The organism is Enterococcus sp. AZ163 (assembly GCF_050498925.1).
In the GTDB taxonomy this organism is placed as follows: domain Bacteria; phylum Bacillota; class Bacilli; order Lactobacillales; family Enterococcaceae; genus Enterococcus_A; species Enterococcus_A ferrettii.
Map to the genome: position 1 here is coordinate 2,833,947 of NZ_JBIPAO010000001.1, position 16,773 is coordinate 2,850,719.

General features: G+C 37.6%; 22 protein-coding genes and 1 pseudogene. 9 read left to right on the forward strand and 14 right to left on the reverse strand.

Annotated elements, in window-relative coordinates; translation table 11 throughout:
* Positions 1-91: 91 nt before the first annotated feature.
* Complete coding sequence (locus IGI46_RS13525) at positions 92-985, forward strand: LysR family transcriptional regulator (protein ID WP_429973593.1); 894 nt, start codon at positions 92-94, stop codon at positions 983-985.
* Positions 986-1,198: 213 nt separating this feature from the next.
* Here IGI46_RS13525 and IGI46_RS13530 read toward each other — a convergent pair whose 3' ends face one another.
* The 8 genes and pseudogenes from IGI46_RS13530 to IGI46_RS13565 all read right to left on the reverse strand — a co-directional run.
* Positions 1,199-1,939, reverse strand: a complete 741-nt coding sequence (locus tag IGI46_RS13530; RefSeq protein WP_429973594.1) for a DeoR/GlpR family DNA-binding transcription regulator — start codon at positions 1,937-1,939, stop codon at positions 1,199-1,201.
* Positions 1,940-2,113: 174 nt separating this feature from the next.
* Complete coding sequence (gene rpiB, locus IGI46_RS13535) at positions 2,114-2,554, reverse strand: ribose 5-phosphate isomerase B (RefSeq protein WP_429973595.1); 441 nt, start codon at positions 2,552-2,554, stop codon at positions 2,114-2,116.
* Positions 2,551-3,216, reverse strand: coding sequence for a ribulose-phosphate 3-epimerase (locus IGI46_RS13540; RefSeq protein WP_429973596.1), 666 nt, complete (start codon positions 3,214-3,216; stop codon positions 2,551-2,553). The genes rpiB and IGI46_RS13540 overlap by 4 nt, the downstream gene beginning before the upstream one ends.
* A 19-nt stretch (positions 3,217-3,235) precedes the next feature.
* Positions 3,236-3,697 carry a PTS sugar transporter subunit IIA gene (locus IGI46_RS13545; RefSeq protein ID WP_429973597.1) on the reverse strand — a complete coding sequence of 154 codons (462 nt, stop codon included), beginning with the start codon at positions 3,695-3,697 and terminating at the stop codon, positions 3,236-3,238.
* Positions 3,698-3,712: 15 nt separating this feature from the next.
* Positions 3,713-5,083, reverse strand: a complete 1,371-nt coding sequence (locus IGI46_RS13550; protein WP_429973598.1) for a PTS transporter subunit EIIC — start codon at positions 5,081-5,083, stop codon at positions 3,713-3,715.
* 16 nt (positions 5,084-5,099) lie between these two features.
* Entirely contained in the window at positions 5,100-6,038 is a 939-nt protein-coding gene (locus IGI46_RS13555) for a sugar phosphate isomerase/epimerase family protein (RefSeq protein ID WP_429973599.1), read from the reverse strand.
* A 718-nt stretch (positions 6,039-6,756) separates the two neighbouring features.
* Entirely contained in the window at positions 6,757-7,386 is a 630-nt protein-coding gene (locus IGI46_RS13560; RefSeq protein WP_429973600.1) for a hypothetical protein, read from the reverse strand.
* A gap of 152 nt (positions 7,387-7,538) precedes the next feature.
* Positions 7,539-8,015: pseudogene (locus tag IGI46_RS13565) on the reverse strand (DUF2716 domain-containing protein); the annotation flags it as partial.
* Between the two features lie 255 nt (positions 8,016-8,270).
* On the opposite strand from IGI46_RS13565, the gene IGI46_RS13570 reads away from it, so the two are divergent.
* The 6 genes from IGI46_RS13570 to IGI46_RS13595 all read left to right on the forward strand — a co-directional run bounded on the left by IGI46_RS13570 (position 8,271) and on the right by IGI46_RS13595 (position 10,678).
* On the forward strand, positions 8,271-8,420 hold the full coding sequence (locus tag IGI46_RS13570; protein ID WP_429973601.1) for a hypothetical protein: 150 nt from the start codon (positions 8,271-8,273) through the stop codon (positions 8,418-8,420).
* A 401-nt stretch (positions 8,421-8,821) separates the two neighbouring features.
* Positions 8,822-9,028: a hypothetical protein gene (locus IGI46_RS13575; protein WP_429973602.1), complete on the forward strand. Its 207-nt coding sequence runs from the start codon at positions 8,822-8,824 to the stop codon at positions 9,026-9,028.
* Positions 9,029-9,040: 12 nt separating this feature from the next.
* Complete coding sequence (locus tag IGI46_RS13580) at positions 9,041-9,259, forward strand: DUF2922 family protein (RefSeq protein ID WP_429965670.1); 219 nt, start codon at positions 9,041-9,043, stop codon at positions 9,257-9,259.
* A gap of 111 nt (positions 9,260-9,370) precedes the next feature.
* Positions 9,371-9,754 carry a hypothetical protein gene (locus IGI46_RS13585; protein ID WP_429973603.1) on the forward strand — a complete coding sequence of 128 codons (384 nt, stop codon included), beginning with the start codon at positions 9,371-9,373 and terminating at the stop codon, positions 9,752-9,754.
* A 39-nt stretch (positions 9,755-9,793) separates the two neighbouring features.
* The gene (locus IGI46_RS13590; protein WP_429973604.1) at positions 9,794-10,468 is read left to right on the forward strand and encodes a DUF2922 domain-containing protein; all 675 of its coding nucleotides are present in this window, start codon (positions 9,794-9,796) and stop codon (positions 10,466-10,468) included.
* A gap of 96 nt (positions 10,469-10,564) precedes the next feature.
* Positions 10,565-10,678 (forward strand): putative holin-like toxin, encoded by a 114-nt coding sequence (locus tag IGI46_RS13595; protein ID WP_347298847.1) that lies wholly within the window; start codon positions 10,565-10,567, stop codon positions 10,676-10,678.
* A gap of 168 nt (positions 10,679-10,846) precedes the next feature.
* Here the strand turns inward: IGI46_RS13595 and IGI46_RS13600 are convergent, their stop codons facing one another.
* Entirely contained in the window at positions 10,847-11,017 is a 171-nt protein-coding gene (locus tag IGI46_RS13600) for a hypothetical protein (protein WP_429973605.1), read from the reverse strand.
* A gap of 198 nt (positions 11,018-11,215) precedes the next feature.
* On the reverse strand, positions 11,216-11,902 hold the full coding sequence (locus IGI46_RS13605) for a PRD domain-containing protein (RefSeq protein WP_429973606.1): 687 nt from the start codon (positions 11,900-11,902) through the stop codon (positions 11,216-11,218).
* 82 nt (positions 11,903-11,984) lie between these two features.
* Between IGI46_RS13605 and IGI46_RS13610 the strand changes: the two genes are divergently transcribed.
* Positions 11,985-12,788, forward strand: coding sequence for a MerR family transcriptional regulator (locus IGI46_RS13610; protein WP_429973607.1), 804 nt, complete (start codon positions 11,985-11,987; stop codon positions 12,786-12,788).
* 152 nt (positions 12,789-12,940) lie between these two features.
* On the opposite strand, the gene IGI46_RS13615 is transcribed toward IGI46_RS13610, so the two are convergent.
* From IGI46_RS13615 to IGI46_RS13630, 4 genes are all read right to left on the reverse strand, one after another.
* Complete coding sequence (locus tag IGI46_RS13615) at positions 12,941-13,711, reverse strand: SDR family NAD(P)-dependent oxidoreductase (protein ID WP_429963629.1); 771 nt, start codon at positions 13,709-13,711, stop codon at positions 12,941-12,943.
* Positions 13,708-14,145 (reverse strand): MerR family transcriptional regulator, encoded by a 438-nt coding sequence (locus tag IGI46_RS13620; protein WP_429963630.1) that lies wholly within the window; start codon positions 14,143-14,145, stop codon positions 13,708-13,710. Before IGI46_RS13620 ends, IGI46_RS13615 begins: the two co-directional genes overlap by 4 nt.
* Positions 14,146-14,296: 151 nt before the next feature.
* Complete coding sequence (locus IGI46_RS13625; protein ID WP_429973972.1) at positions 14,297-15,154, reverse strand: NAD(P)H-binding protein; 858 nt, start codon at positions 15,152-15,154, stop codon at positions 14,297-14,299.
* A 64-nt stretch (positions 15,155-15,218) separates the two neighbouring features.
* On the reverse strand, positions 15,219-16,064 hold the full coding sequence (locus tag IGI46_RS13630; RefSeq protein ID WP_429973608.1) for an SDR family oxidoreductase: 846 nt from the start codon (positions 16,062-16,064) through the stop codon (positions 15,219-15,221).
* Between the two features lie 106 nt (positions 16,065-16,170).
* Between IGI46_RS13630 and IGI46_RS13635 the strand changes: the two genes are divergently transcribed.
* On the forward strand, positions 16,171-16,638 hold the full coding sequence (locus tag IGI46_RS13635) for an Rrf2 family transcriptional regulator (RefSeq protein WP_429973609.1): 468 nt from the start codon (positions 16,171-16,173) through the stop codon (positions 16,636-16,638).
* The last annotated feature ends 135 nt before the right edge of the window (positions 16,639-16,773 follow it).

The following is a 16,773-nucleotide window of genomic DNA, read 5'->3' on the forward strand; positions in this document are numbered from 1 at the left end:
GTGTATCCAATTTAAACACTGATAACATTTTTGTGATAATGCTCAATTCAAAAAAATCAATTCCTTCATTAAATAGAAAAAGGAGCTAACCATGAACTTGCATAACTTAGAAGCCTTCTGCCGTCTGGCCGAGGTGGAGCACTATGGAAAGGCCGCCGACGAACTAGGTATTGCCCAGCCTTCCCTCAGCCGAATGATTCGCCGGATGGAAGATGACTTGGGTGTGGCCCTGTTCAAACCTGTGGGTCGAAATATTCGCTTAACCAAGATGGGCAAGATTTATTACGAAAAGGTCAAAAAAGGTTTGGAGGAAATCAAGCTGGGAGCTGACACGATTCAAGATATTGTCGACCCATATTTCGGCAGTATTGATTTAGGGTTCATTTTTACCTTAGGACCTGAGATTATTCCTGAGCTGCTGAAACAATTCCGCAGTGATCCCGAACGTGCCAAATATAAATTCAAATTTTGGCAGGGCAATACCCCACGTTTGATTGACAACGCAAAAAAAGAAATTTGTGACTTTTCCATTTGTTCCTACTTAAAGAATGAACCAGAAATCGAATTCTTTCATTTGTTGGATCAACCCTTGGTAGCTATCGTCGCAAAGTCTCATCCATACGCAATGAAGAAAAAAGTTTCCATCGCAGAATTATCCGAAATCCCGATGATTCTATGTTTGGATAAGACCTATTTCATTGATAATTTGTTTCGCAAAGAAAAACTTCCTCTAAACATCGCTTGTCGAGTTGAGGAAGATCAAGCATTAGCTGGATTGGTTTCGATTAATTTAGGAGCTGCCATATTGCCTTACAACAATTTAATGAAATTTCATGATATTGTGGTCCTGCCTTTAGAAACTCCGGTTTATCGTCCGGTATATTTAGCTAAAAGGAAGGATATCCAATTACCAGCTGGGGCCAAAGCCTTTGAAACCTTCTTGAAGGAAAAAGAATTTCAGCTTTCACTAGAGTTGACTTTTTAGAGCTTTATCGTCAAAATAAACGCATACAAGAAAAATACCTCATGAAATGTACTTTTTCAACATTCCATAAGGTATTTTTTTTATATAAGATCCTTTGTAACAACTGATTACTTTTTTCTAATAGTCAAAAAGATGATTCTTGATCATTTAGTTTTTTGTTAAACATCCTTCTTTTTAAACGAATTCGTTGATTTAAATATACTAGTTTCCATTTTACTTGGGATAAATAATCTCAGTAATTTCACCTATTTTTTCATCATTTGCATCTGAGATAATAGTAACCTCATCCGTACTAAATGCTTTGACAGCAGCTACTTTATTGTATTTCGAACTATCACATAACAAATAAGCCGTTTTCGAATTACTCAAAATTTGCTGTTTTTTGTTTGCTTCAACTAAATTGGGGGTACTAACCCCTTTTTTAGCATCGATTCCATTGGCACCTAAAAAAGCTTTTTGGAAATTAAATGTCTGAATGTTAGAATCCGTCAGCGGCCCATTTAATGAGGAGATTACAGGGTTATATCTTCCGCCAAGAAGAACGATTTCAGCTTGTGTTTCCTGCTGAATATTGAAAATACTGGTATTTGTTGTAATGATTGTGATTTTCATGTTAAGGATTTTATTTAACAAAGCTGTACAAGTTGATCCAGAATCCAGATAGATCACATCACCTTCATGAATAAATCCAGCTGCTATTTCGGCAATCTTCTCTTTTTCTTTGGAAAACAATGTTGATTTTGTCGCAATAGGTATTTCAGAAGTCGTCGAGCAGATTTTAACGGCGCCTCCAGAAAGCATTTCTACTCTTCCAGCTTTTTCTAATTCTTTCAAATCTCTTCTCAAGGTAGAAATAGATACTCCAGGTAAAATCTCCTGCAATCTTTCAATTTTCATGATCTCTTCAGAGTTTAGTCTTTCTAATATTTTTTCTTGTCTTTCATAAGGTATCATAGCGACCTCCATCAATGTGAGCCTTTGCTGAACACTCACTTTTTTTCAAATTATATCATACTTTTCCTGTTCTGATCATTATAGGATGTGTTCTTTAGCTAGTTACATCGTTTACAAACTAAACAGATTATTTTTCCATATAAAAAAGGAATGCGCTAGGCATCCCTTTCCCATTTATAGATTTTCAATTTCAGCAATTTGATCCACTCTTTTCTGGTGTCGACCATCCTCATAAACAGCCTCAAGCCATTCTTTAGTAATCATTTTCGCTAATTCTGAACCGATCACACGTGATCCGAAGGCTAATATATTGGTATTATTGTGCTCTCTTGAAAGCTTTGCACTGTAAGGTTCGCTGCAAACAACCGCTCGGATCCCTTTTATCTTGTTTGCTGCAATCGAGATTCCGACACCCGTACCACAAATTAGAATACCTAAGTCGCACTTTTTTGACACTACAGCTTCGGAAACGGCTTGTGCATACTCAGGATAGTCCACGCGTAAATCGCTGGTAGTACCAAAATCCTGTACAGTATGTCCCATTTCCTCTAAAAATTCTATAATAGCTGGTTTTAATTCCCAACCGACATGATCACAACCAATTGCTAGTTTCATTCATTCTTCATCCTTTGTTTATACGTCAAGACAAGTTCTTTATAAGAAGTTTCTTTTCCAAATAGGGCTGATGTTCCAAGAACAAATCCATCTACGCCAAGCTTGCTTAATACTTTAATCTTTTGAGGCGAAACAGCCCCATCTATAATCACCTGATAATCATAATTACACTTTAGATTGACTAAACGCTTTATTTTTCTGTCCACATAATTCAAATAGCTTTGACCAGAAAACCCAGGATTAACCGTCATCACCATAACATAATCAATCAAAGGTAATAATTCTTCCACCATTGCGATACTGGTGCCAGGATTAAGGGCTAGACCAACCTTTTTCTGTTTGTTTCTAATTTTATCAATTGTTCGTGTGGGCTGTCTGTCCGCCTCGGGATGGAAGTAAATAATATCAACTCCAATGTCCGCAAATTTCTCAACATACTCTCCTGGATCATCAATCATCAGATGAACATCAACTAATTGACTTGTCAGTTTACGAATAGCCTCAACATCCTGCAGACCCATTCCGAAGTTAGGAACAAAGCGGCCATCCATAATATCAAGATGGAAAATATCGATGCCCGCATCTGTCAAAGCTTCGACCTCTCGTTTCAAGTTAGTAAAATCTGCGCACATCATGGAAGGGCAGATTAGCGTGTTTTCCAAAAGACTCCCTCTTCCCTGTCTATTTAATTGTTCCGATTGCTTGTCCTGCAACTACCTGACCCTCATCAAAAACAACAGTCTTTTTTTCAAGATTAGTAAAAATCACCATGACATCTGTCTCTTTTCCTTTTGAGGCTAACAGGCTGAAATCCACCTCTGCCAATGCCGTTTCTTCGGTCACCTGATCTCCCTTACTAACTTTGATCGTAAATCCGGCACCACCTAATTCCACCGTATCAATACCAATATGAAGCAAAACCTCTAACCCCTGCTTGTTTTTTAAGGATATGGCATGTTTAGTAGGAAATACAGAGACCACCGTTCCCTCAATTGGTGATACAATCAATTCTGCTGCTGGTTCAACAGCAAAACCATCACCCAGAGCTTTTGCAGCAAACATTTGATCATTCACTCGTTCGATCGATTTGACAAATCCTTTTGCCGGCGAATAAATGGTTGTCTTTTTATTGAATAATCCCATAGATACTCCTGCTTTCTATGCTAATTTTTCATCCTTGTTGGTAAAAATGAAGGCTAATACTGCGGATACTGCCATAGAAATCAACAAACCAATCATCGCTTGAATAAAGTTTGAGGATTTTTCTCCTACAAATGCGGGGAATGTTGTCACACTACCAAAAACAAAAGCATTCGTTACAACCTTCATCAAGCCTAAGTAAGCCCCGCCAACTGCTCCACCAATAATTTGAGCCAAGAATAATTTTTTGTTTTTTACTAATAGTCCGAACAGTGTTGCTTCAATAATTGCAGATAAGGCAATTGTTACTAAGCCCGTCAATGCAAAACTACGTAATTTCTTATCCTTCGCTTTGAAGTAAACACCGATTGTGGTACCAATTACCGCAAAGTTACAAGCAAACGTAAAAGGAACGATATAGTCAAAACCATAAGTAGAGACATTGTTGATCATAATTGGATTCACTGCCCAATGAATTCCCAGGCTTACCAAGATACTCCAACCTCCACCGACTAACACGCCAGTTAGAACACTGCTTCGTTCGATTAACCAATTCACAACATTAGCCACCGCTTCACCACTGTAAACACCGATTGGACCGATTACAATCACTGTTAGCGGAACCATAATAGCTAATGAAACCAACGGAATTATTACCAGCTTCAGTGTCTCTGGAACTTTTGCATCTAAAAACTTATACAGATACGAAAAGGCCCAGATAGAAAGAATAATTGGTACCACGGTTGAGTTATAGTTCATTAATACTACTGGAATACCAAAGAATTCTGTTGTTGCACCATTTCCAGCATCCCCCATCAAGCCAATAAAATCAGGATTGATCAATGCCGCACCTATTAGCGCAGAAATATATGGACTAGCACCAAAACGTCGAGCTGAAGTAAACGCTAGCAATACTGGCAAGAAGTAAAATACGCTCATCGATGCAACAAATATAATAGAATAAGTTCCACTGTCTTCACTAATCAAACCTAATTGCACACACAAGATTAATAATCCTCGTAAAATACCCGAACCAGCTAAGGCTGGTAAAATTGGGGCAAAAATTGCTGAAACAGCCGAGAAAATATTACTGATGATACTTCCAGTTTGTTCTTTCGTATCTGTGCTCTCAACAATTCCTTCACCCTTAACTAACGGCTCGAATTCATCATAAAGCTTACCAACTTCCGTTCCGATCAAGAGCTGATATTGACCAGCTTTGTTAATTACATTGATCACACCGTCGATATTCTCGACGGCCTGATCATCAGCCTTTGAAGTATCCCTCAAGGTTAAGCGTAACCGGGTTGCACAGTGGGTCATGTTCGCAACATTTTCAGAACCACCAATATTTTCTAAGATGCTTTTCGCCATTTTTTTGTAATCCATCTTTTCCACCCCTTTTTTATTTTACTGAAGCCGAGAAAAACGATGCCATCAACTCGCTAGCCGCAACTGCGTCATTTTGGTCAATAATCAATTGAATGTGATCCAACCCCACGTTATCAATTAGTTGATCAAACAAACGGATCATTTTTATGTTCTGTTCACATTCCTTCGAGGCGTGCTCAATAATCGGGAACGTATCAAAATAGATAACCCCATCAAAATTATGTTTTTTTACATAGTATAGAAATTCTAGAGTTTTGAACGGTGTAGCTGTTCCAATCATTAATCCGTCATCATTCAAACCATACCCATCATTTAGATGAACACCGTAAAGTTTTCCTTGTCCAGCAAAAATATCCGCCGCAAAAGCAGGATTTTCATGCTTCATCAGCATATGACAATAATCCAATGTCACCCCAACGTTTTTACGATTAATCTCATTGAGCATCATTCCGGTCACACCCATGCTGTCGATAAAAGCATAAGCCCTTGGCTGGAAAGGCTTGTATTCAATACTGATCTGTAAATCGGGGGCATAGTCCGCAATTTCAATAAACGCATCGCGAATTTGATTCCAAACCTTTTGGTAATTGATTTGGAAACTGTAATCAAAGCCATCAAACCCCAACCAAATGGTAACGACCTTTCCTCCGGATTCACGACAATAATCCGCAGCTTCTTTGCACAATTCTAAAGCATGTCCAGCGACTTCAGCATCCGCATTTCCCAATTCACCATTGATAAACTCGTTTCTAAACCTCAGCGCAACCCCATTGAGTTTTAACTGATTGTCATCAAGTAATTTCTTCATAGCTAAAGCATCTAATCCCTCAACATGCTCTGGATAATTCAAATCGACATACCCTAGCCCTAATTCATTGAATGATTTAAAAACCTTCCCTAAATCATGTTCATATATTGGTAAAAACGAATTAATTCTTGTTGCTAACTTCATCTTTTTTCCTCCTGTCTTTTCTTTACATTTAGAGCATACCATAGAACACAATCGCTTACAATCATATTATTCCATTTTAATTCAAATAATTTCATTAATTTCCAGAAAGAGAATATCGCTAGTAGAGTCGTAAGCACAAAAATGAAAGATTCTAAATAGAAATAATCCCTATTCTATAAAGGTGTTTAGTCTATCCTCTTGGTGATATTTTTTGATTAAAAACGAAAAAAATTGGATTTAATATTTTTAAGAAGGCCGCTAATTGATTACGATTAAGCAGGAGAAGCCGACAGAACAACTAAAACATACACATGTGTAATAAAAAGGGCGCACCGAGCAGAAATTAGCGAGTGATTGCCTTAATTAAACAAAGAGAATATCTATACAAAAAAATAGCCTACGCACCTAGTTCTTAGATACATCGGCTATTTCTTTAAGTGTTAAGATGTTCAAGTTTCCTGTTATAAAGAAGGGTAATTTTGCTTATGGTGCAGATTGGATTAATAAGAATCTTTTGCATAATAGTCCAGTTCAAAATAAAATCGTTGGCAGACGAAATTCCAAAAGTTCTTCTTCTGCTTCACCTAAGAAGAATTCCCATTCTTGTTGGCGTTGCATGATAACCCTTTTCTGAATTTGTATATCATTATATGGAACCTCTTTTTTAATTCATACAGCTTCCATAATACTGGACAATTCAAAATTATTAAATTTGGTCTCAACCGCCGAGCCAAACTGCACCACCTTTGTGAATATAATATGTATCCTCAGAAGTCTCGCTGATTGAATACGCAGAATCCCTGATTGACTGAACTTCCTCGACAGTGTAAAAACCATCACTGATATCTTCCAGTAAATCTACTTCCGACCAAACAATTACGTCAAAGCCCTTATACCAACTTAGATCACTTGTATTTTTAGCAGTGAATTTTTTAGGGAGTGATTTAACTTTCTCGATTTCCAAAAAAGTAGTATCGTAAAAACTTAACCTCTCTTTATAGCTTGCTACTACCTGAGAGTGCAAAATATCCGCTTCAAAAACCCATACCTTCAAATAATAAGGTTCATCCAGCTGCTCAAGTTCTTGTTTCCATGAATTATATACATCAATTAACGCTCGAATTATTAATCGTTTATACCATGTTGGTAGATCATATTTCCTAAATAATGAGTAAAACGATAGGCTGCTTAACTTCACATAGTCTCTACCATATTTTTCTAAAAGATCTAAATCTAAATGCAAGTAGTAGGCATTCCATCGTTCAATATCCCTTACTCTTCTTTTCCAGCCCCTAATCTTTTGTTTGCTAAAATCTGGTTTATCGTTCACATCATCACCGGCTTTCAAACAAATGATCTCATTTCATGGTACATTTCCATGTTTCGCTATATGTATGCTTCAATATACCTAGCTGAAAAATTATAAGTAAAGTCTACAAATTTTTCAGTATCTTCATACTTGCTTGAACTACTATTTTCATTTTTTGTGCTACTTTTAATTTATATGTCTTCTTTACTTTTTTCACTTGCCTCAATCAATACAAATCCAAGATACTGGGCTTTCTTTTGGATTTCTTTTCTCAGCTGCTCACCATACACGAAAATTTCCTTTCGCCATGGATCAGTCAGATACCCCCAGGACAAATCTTTGGAAAAGAACAAATAGTAATCTCCGTCGGGGTAAAATTCTGGAAAGTACGCATAATATCCGCCATGAGAATATTTTTCATCCTCAATAAATGTCGGTTTGTCTTTACGCGTTTTTACCTTTGGATAATATTTGTAACAGGTATGATGCCAATCTAAAACATACATATATTCCTGATCTTTCAGACAAGTGCAAAAAATATCTTGGATCGTTTCTCGCCAATTGGGATCAGAGTCAGCTATAGCAAACACCCCTTCACAGCGGTAAAGATCGTAAGGTTCTTTTAACGTATAGCGAGAATCTTTTGCATAACAGTCTGGCTCGAAAGAAAATCGTTGGTATCTGGATCAATCCTTTATCCATTCACACCGTTTGGGAAGACTCTGGCCGAACCTACATCAAGATGGCCAGTGGCCCATGGAGCAGTTGTCAAAACCCGCAAAGAAACCATTATCAAATATGCCGCAAATGCAGCTCTAGCTTTTGCCTGTTCTGAACGGGATCTGCCTTGACCAACGAAACGATCGCGTTACGGGACACCGCTAGACTATCTGCATTTGCCAGACACACCATTCGGGCTCCTGTTGAGCAAGCAGCCAATTTTACAACAATTTCCTTTCGATTCCGGTATTTATTATCACCAATATTCGACTCGCTGGACAACCCACTATCAGGCTGAAGCAGAGAGGAATCGCGGCTTCAATACTTTTCCTTTGGATGAACGGTCGGTATGATCAAATAAAAATAAATAACTAAAAAATCGAGGCAGTTTCCCTTTCATCAGGTGAAACTGCCTCTTTGGTTGTTCTTGTTTTTTCGTGTTTTGTTATTTTATCTTTTTCTCAAAAAAGCTGAAACTGCTCTTTTCGTTGGTATATCAAGGTTTATCGGCTTTTTCCCACAAACGGAGAACACCCCGATTAAAAAAACTTTTCTGGTACCCCAGCCTCTTTTTTCACTTTCTCAAAAACCAAAAGCCTATCAAATCAAGGTTTTTATTTTTGAAATGGGCCTGTAAGCCCAAATTATTCTCTGGGGTCCCTATAGCTTTTTTTTGGAAAATTATTTATTGTTTAGTCACCGGCCGGGACACAAAAACGAAAAATAAAACAACACCATTGGAGGAATGAAAAAAATGATTCAACTACTAGGAACAAAATTGCAGGTCCAAATTGAACAGAATGGCGAAGACAAACAAAAGAAAGTCAATTTCAGTAATATCATCAACAATCCAGCGGAAGCCGACATCGTAGCATTAGGGGAAATAATGGCTGACCTAGCACCTGACGGCAGCTCGTTGGACAGCGTGATTGTAACAAACCAAACACGAGTTACTAAATAAAGGAGGTCAACTATGCCTACAACTAAACTAGTCGCTAGATTTCAAACAGAAGACGGAAAGAAACAAACTTGGTCTTATGAAACACCCAATACGAGTAAAACAGCAGAAGAAATGAAGGAAACACTTGAGAGAATGACTCAACTAAATCTGTTTCAAAAGCATGGCATTCGTCAGTTTGCGGCGATCCAAAGTGCTGAATTTATTACTACCAAAGAAACAACGATCTTTTAGTCACTTATTATAAAAGCTTCGTTCGCTTAGAAATTTTCGAAGTCATCACTAAAAACATTAAAAATAGCCCCGCAGTCTGAGTCCTGCGGGTGCTAAAGGAGGAAATAATCGATGTCAGAACAGCCTTTTACCACTCATCAGCTGTTTCATTCAAAACAAGGAAAATTAGAAGAAGAAATTCTGAACTTCTATCAAGAAACACAGGACAGTACTGTCACTATCCAAGTTTTACTAGCCGCTAAGGTTCGTTACCAGCTAGGCGACACAGGCTTTCACTTATTTATGAAGGGATTGGTACGGCATTTATTTGCCAAAGCAACCGTTAACCGTGCCCTTCGCCGTTACTTCTTTTTCTTTGCGGACTATTTTACCAAAGATGAGTGGCAAAAGCTGACTGCGCGATGTTTTCCAGCTGAACCTGTCACTACTGAATTATTTGAAGTCACTGAAGCCACTACCCTTGGAGCTGATCTGTCTGCAGCAGAAAGTTCCTGAATACAAATCAACTAAAACCAAAAAAGAGGAGAGACCTATATGTTAAAACTAAATGCTTCATTTGAAGACGAAATGGGAAAAAGACACCGTTGGTCTTACAATGAACCTAATCCAAATCTGACGCCGGAAGAAATTCGTACATCCTTAGAAACTTTAACCACATTGAAATTATTTGAGAAAGACAATGTGAAGCAATTCCAAAAGGTGGTTTCTGCTAAATTCGTGGAGACGATTGAAACACCGCTCTTTGATTTATCAAAGCCAGCACCGCAGGCGTATGTAGCGGATCCTGATAATGTATTTGCGCCGCAATTTGTGACCGAAGAAGTATCCCAAGTCTCTGAAGAAGTTACTAATAATGAGAAAGCAGCCATCGTTGTAGAAGAAGAAAAGGCTGCAAAAACACCGACTGCACCAGCTGAACTAGGGCTAGTAGCTCCTGTTTCAGTGAAAGCAGTAGAAGCTGCTGGTATGAAGAGAACCGCTCCAGCTGCTGTTCCAGCAAAAACTTCTATTCCACTAGTACCTGTCCCTGAAGAAATAAAACCTAAGAATCTTTCAAATGATTCAGCCAAACAACTGCTTGAAGCGACTGAATCACACGAACCTGAAGCCCCTGTCAAACCGATCAATCCGCGAAAGGCTCAGGTAGACCGAGTCCGAGCCTTTCATGAAGCCAAGAAGAAGAAAAAAGGGACGAAGAAGAAACGCTAAACTGACTTTCTACCCTGCCCTTATCTGTCACAAAGGTGGTGATGATTGATTGAGCAGTGTTTCTGGCGGTGGCTGAACTCTATAAAGGAGGGATGCTTGGATGCTTACCCTAGGAAAGGATTCTCCGCCATGACTGTGTTTCAAGCGTTGACGCTGGCAATTGCCTTTGCGACCTTGATCATTACCATTGATCGACAGAACAAGAAATAGATTCTACTATTCTACTTCCACAGTCGCCGTCTTAAATGGTGCTACTGAGGTGCCAGCGCGCGGCACCTCTTATCTGAGTAGAGGGTTACTAATTTTCTCTGATCTATTTTTCTGCTACATAAATAAAAGCTGAATTGAAGAATCTGTTCATTGACAACAGAATATTTTTTAGAAGAATTTAACTGCTTCAATCTCAGTGATGATAGAAGCTAGAATTGTTAGCGAAACATTCAGTCGTTTAGTCAATAGATTAATTTGTTTAGAGAAAACAAGAAATTCTTGATCAATTGATTGGTCAATTTCCTTTGGCTCTTTTCTCAAAACCTTCAAATGATTCATTAGCATCTGAAGAATTTCTCTTCGCTAAAATGGGATAGTGATTAGTGCTTGAGAACACCAGCAATCTATTGTTCATTACTTTAAATGCTAAGGTTTAACCTTTAAATAAATATGCACTTAGATTTACTTTAGGGCTCGTTAATCTAGATACATCAGGAGAACTTAGTAAGTAGAATCGTCCGAACCCATGATCTACACTCACAATTTTTCATGCTTCCCATACCTTGATTGAGTCCGTTGAATCTGTAAGGACAAATAACTAACTTCATTATTTGAAAGATCGACATCATATTTTTCAGTAATGTGTCTTCTTATGCGATTTGTAAAGCTGAATAACTGATTATAGTTTTCTTTGATATAAAAATAGATTGCATCATCTGAGGTCTCTTTTTCGATTTCTTTCTTTAATACTCGATAAGCTAAAAACTTGAGATGATTGGTCAAACCACCCTTTTGCTTAAGTAAGTATTCCAAAGGTATTCCGGCGTTAAAGCTAATACTTTTTAGCAAAAAGAGAAGCAGTTCAATGAACTCTTCTTGTTCATTCCTAGTTATGTTGAGATCCCAGCCTGAACAAATCATAATTTCCGATAGAAGAATAAATTCATAATGTTTTACTTTAAAAAACTCATTCATTGATTGAATAAGCTGGATTGCTTCAGTTGCAAATAGAGATTCTTGCGTAAATAACGAACGAATTACTATTATGTAATCTTGATGGTATTTCATAAATACTTGTCTATTCTGATTAACTTCATGCAGAAACTGACCAAGCATACTAGGAAGACAGCTATTCACTTTCAAGGAATACTTCGTTTCGGCTAAATTAATTAGCCTATTAATAATTTCCTTTTCTAATTCAAAAGATAATTCTGTTTTCTCCATCCTTCTCGTCTCCTTCCTACTACCTATAGTGTATAATGTATAGTAACTATACAGTCAACTAAAACTAATAGGAGATAATCAGATGGATGACTTAGACTACTTATCAATTAGTGCATTTGCTTTGAAATCAGGAGTTCAACGAAAAACGCTAATTTATTATGATCAAATTGATCTGCTAAAACCCCAAAAGGTTAATGAAAAAGGCTATCGTTATTATCATTATCATCAGCTTTACCAGACCAGTATGATTCGCTTTTTGAAGGATATTGGTTTGTCTCTAAAAGAAATAAAAGAATACATGCTAACTAAATCACCTAAAAAGATAATTGATTTACTCAATGAACAAAAACTTCTGGTGACAGAAAAACAACACTATTACAATGACTTAAACCAAATGATTGATCTTCAAATACAATCGTTAAGTCAAAACATTATTCCCGATGCAAAAGAGCTTACGATTATTGCTTACGATAGAGTGCCACTGCTATTGAGCCCTGTCAAAAATAAGGCCCCTAATTTTAGAAGCTCTGACTCCATTACTGAATTCTACCGTTATTGTTTTTCTAAAGGGTATGATTTTCCTTATCCCATGGGTCTCATGGTTTCAGATATTGATATGTCTGAATCCCCACCTTTTACCAAAATTACTTTTTATGCAAAAGTTCCAGAATCTGAAGATTGTCGGTCAAAAGGTAATTATCTTGTAAAATACATTCGCGGATACAAACAGCAGGAACAAGCCTATAAAGAAATGGTCGCTTATGCTGCTGCAAATAACTGGAAAATCGTAGGTGATTTGTATATTGATTTTATTGCGAATGAACTAATCTCAGCTGACTTCGACCACTTTCTAAATAAAATGATGCTTCAGGTTGAAAAGAAGTAAGTAATTTACTGAATTGTGGACTACAGTTTTTATTGGAACAATTATTTAAACAGACCATTAATCTTTTATTATTCAAGTATAAAAAATTCCACCAACCATTAATAGGTTCGTGAAATTTTTCTGCTAATGTTTAAATCATTGGAAGTGGTAGATTATTCGATCATTTTTAGACTAAGTTGATTAATTAATCGTTTGGGCAATATCCAAGCGGAAAAGACGAGCAGCTTATTGTATAAACCAATAATTTTTACCTTCTTACCAGCCATTAGAGCTTGATAGCTTTTGGCGGCGACCAGCTTCGGATGCATGACAAAGTAGTTAAATAATAAGGTTTGATCGATTCCTGCTCTTTTTGGAAAATTTGTTTTGCTTGCTCCAGGACAGACGGCGGTAATGGTTACTCCGGTATTTTCCAACTCTGCTGCTAATCCTTTAGTGAAAGAAAGCTGATAAGCTTTAGTCGCCGTATAGACAATATCATGAGGACAGGGAATGTATGAACCTGTCGAGGCAATGTTCAAAATACGTCCATAATTACGTTCGATCATTCCAGGTAGTAAATACTTCGTGAGCTTAGTTATAAAGGTAACGTGCAGCTGAATCATATCTAGTTCATTGTCTAACTCGGTGTGCAAAAAGTTCCCTACCTCATTAAATCCAGCGTTATTGACCAAATAATCAATGGGAAACTTTTTCTCATTTAGCTGTCGAATTATTGACTCAGCGGCATCCAGTTTAGTCAAATCGCAAGAGATTATTTCAACTTGAATGCCGTAACGCTTTTCCAAGTGTTGCTTTTGTTTGAGAAGCTTGGCTTCACAACGGGAAACGAGAACAAGATTGGTTTTATTGCTGGCAAATTGATGACACAATTCGCAGCCAATGCCACTGGTAGTTCCTGTAATCAATGCTGTTTTAGTCATGGCTCTCCTCCAAAATCAGCTTGAAATGTTCCCAATCTTTTTTTATAATCGTAACAATTTTCAGCCTCATTAGCTGGGCTTTCTGCTTGATCATAAAACGCTAACTTTTTCTTAATCAATTGTTGAATTGTTAAGTAGTGCTGGATATCCGCTTCTATTTTTTGCTGAAACAGTAACAGGATTTCTTTGCGCTTTTCTAAGGTGCTCGTTTTATCTAATAACCGTTTTACATAGGACCGTATTAGCTGAATGGGCATATTGATGTCTCTCAAGCAGCAGATTAGATAAATCCAGGATATAACTGAGTCTGTATACACTCGATTGCCTCGTTCATCCCTTTGAATAGGTGGTAATAATTCGGCCTTTTCATAATAATACAATGTGTGTTTGGTAATGCTTAATTTTCCGGCTGCTTCTTTAATAGAATAGGTCATCTCATTCACCTCTTTACAGCAAGTATAGGGTATAGAGTGCACACTATGTCAACAACGATTTTTAGAAAAGTTCGCGCTATTTACTGATTCCATATAAAAAATGCAGTCTAAAATCTTAGGGAGCTGAAAGTCACTTAATTTTTCTGTTTACTCATTTCCAATTTTCTTGTAAAAAATCCTTCATTGCCATAGGTGCATGACCAGTGATTGCCTCAAAATCAGTTGAAACTTGACTTAACATCCCTAACGCTCCGCCTTGGTACATTGATGCCAATTCTTTACCATCACCATCTCCTTGATAGATTTCTGCAAATTCTTCTAAATGAACAGGCTGATAGCCAATCTCTTTGCCAGTAACTTCCCTCATTAGTGAACTAAGTTCCTGCATCGAGTAATTTTTTTCCTGACTCAGTAAATAAGTTTGACCTTTATCTCTCAATTCTGGTTGGATAGCTAATTGTACTAAAGCTTCAGCACTATCCTCCAAGGTAATGAACGACAGTTTTTCTTGTTTAATTGGATAAATGATATTCTTTCGTTCAATAAGTTCTGGCAAATAAGGAATCAACGGGTCTGCATACAACGAATTTTTGACAATTGTATAATTCAGTCCTGAACCTGCTAAACGTCTTGGTGCGTATCCATAATAAGGAGACATAACAAATGGATTGGCTTCTTGATCAGCAAAGAAACTGACAAAAATAATCTTTTCGACATGGGCTTTTTTCATCGCTTCAAGTATATTTTCCAGTTCGATTACACGCTGAACAACGTCATAAGTCTTGCTGGGAATGTAGATCAACAGCTCCACATTTTCTAAGGAATTGGTCATTCCTTCGACATCTAAATAATCTCCAGTCTTGACTGAAATGCCTTGATCAATCAAGCTTTGAGCTTTTGATGGCGTGTGTACAAGAGCTAGCAGTTCCTTCTTATCTACAAAACGGGTGAATTCCTTTACGACTTGGCTACCTAAATTCCCGGTTGCTCCAGTAATTGCATACTTCAGTTGACTTCCTCTTTTCTTTTATTTAGCAAAAACGTTCCAGAAGCTAGAATATTCAATTAATGACTTAGATTAACAGTTCTTTTAAACCTTCTTCTAAGCTGGTCAAAGGTTTTCCTAAGGCCTTTTCAAAGTCAGAAGAAACAACGTCCAATGAATCATTTTTAATGTCATGTTGGAATGACAAGAACATTTCCGCGACAGGCTGCGGCATTCCATTAGCAACCAAGCTTTCTGCAAAGACACGATCTTCGGCTCCTACTATATCCAGCTCTTTTCCAGTAGCTTTTTTTAAAGCAGAGGCTAACACTTCATATGTTACTGGAGTCCCTGATAACTCAAGAGTCGAAGGATATTCAGTCCCTGAGACGGCCTTAGCAGCTACTTCAGCATATTCACGTTTTAAGGCCCAGCCGGTTTTACCGTTACCAGCCGCATAAATGAATTTCCCACTATTAAGAGCGGCTCCAATGATAGGCATTTCATTTTCTAGGTACCAATTATTTCGTAAGAAGGTATGGGCAATCCCAGATTCTTCGATCAGCTTCTCAGTAAAAAGATGATCGGCTGCAAGAGGACTTGTCGCCTTATCCGCTCCCGCAAAGCTAGTATACGCAATATAAGAAACACCCGCTTCTTTCGCTGCTTCTACAACATGACGATGTTCTACTTGGCGATTGCCAGGGGCCCCTGAAACAAATAGCAGGCGATCAATTCCCTGTACTGCCGCTTTCATTGAAGATGCATCCGCGTAATCACCGATTTTTACGTTGAATCCTTTTTCTTTTAGTTCAATTCCCTTTTCTTCACTGCGAACAAGGGCATAGATAGTAGAGATTGGGACCATTTCCTTCAAAAAATCCAATGCATATCCACCGAATCCACCTGTTGCACCTGTAACTAAATAGTTCATGTCACACACTCCTTTTCTTTTAGCTGTATATTTTTAATTTACAGGTTTAATGATAAGTAGTATGATATGATATGTCAAGAAGAAGATTTTGAAGGGAACGACAGAAATGAAATATTCAATCCAACTGAGCGATGCGATACATATCCTTGCTTACATTGAAATTTTTAAGAATACTGACTGGCTTTCCAGTGATAGGATTGCCAAAAGTGTTGAAACGAATCCAGCAAATATCCGAAAAATTATGAGTCAGCTGAGAAAATCAAACTTGATTATTACCCAAGCAGGGAAACCAACCCCTACCTTGGCAAAACCGCCTGAAGAAATAAGTTTATTAGCTATCTATAAAAGTATTGAAGGCAACACCAATTTAATCCAGGTTGATCCAAAAACGAATCCAAATTGTATTGTTGGTGCCAATATTCAAGAAGTCTTGTCGGAAAAATATACCCTGCTTCAGCGCAGTATAGAAAAGGAAATGAGTGAGATTACACTCGATTCGTTCATTCATGAAATTGCACAGTTAGAGATTGAAAAGAGACCTGAAAACAGGACTATTGTCGATGAATATCTATAAGTGATTGTTTTGTGGAGTATTGGGTGAGTTGCTTGCTTCGTCGGAATTTTTAAGGTGAAACTAGGTGGCTCATCATGTATTGATACAAAAAAAGTACCCCTGCAATTATAGCTTTGTACTTGCAGGGGTACTTTG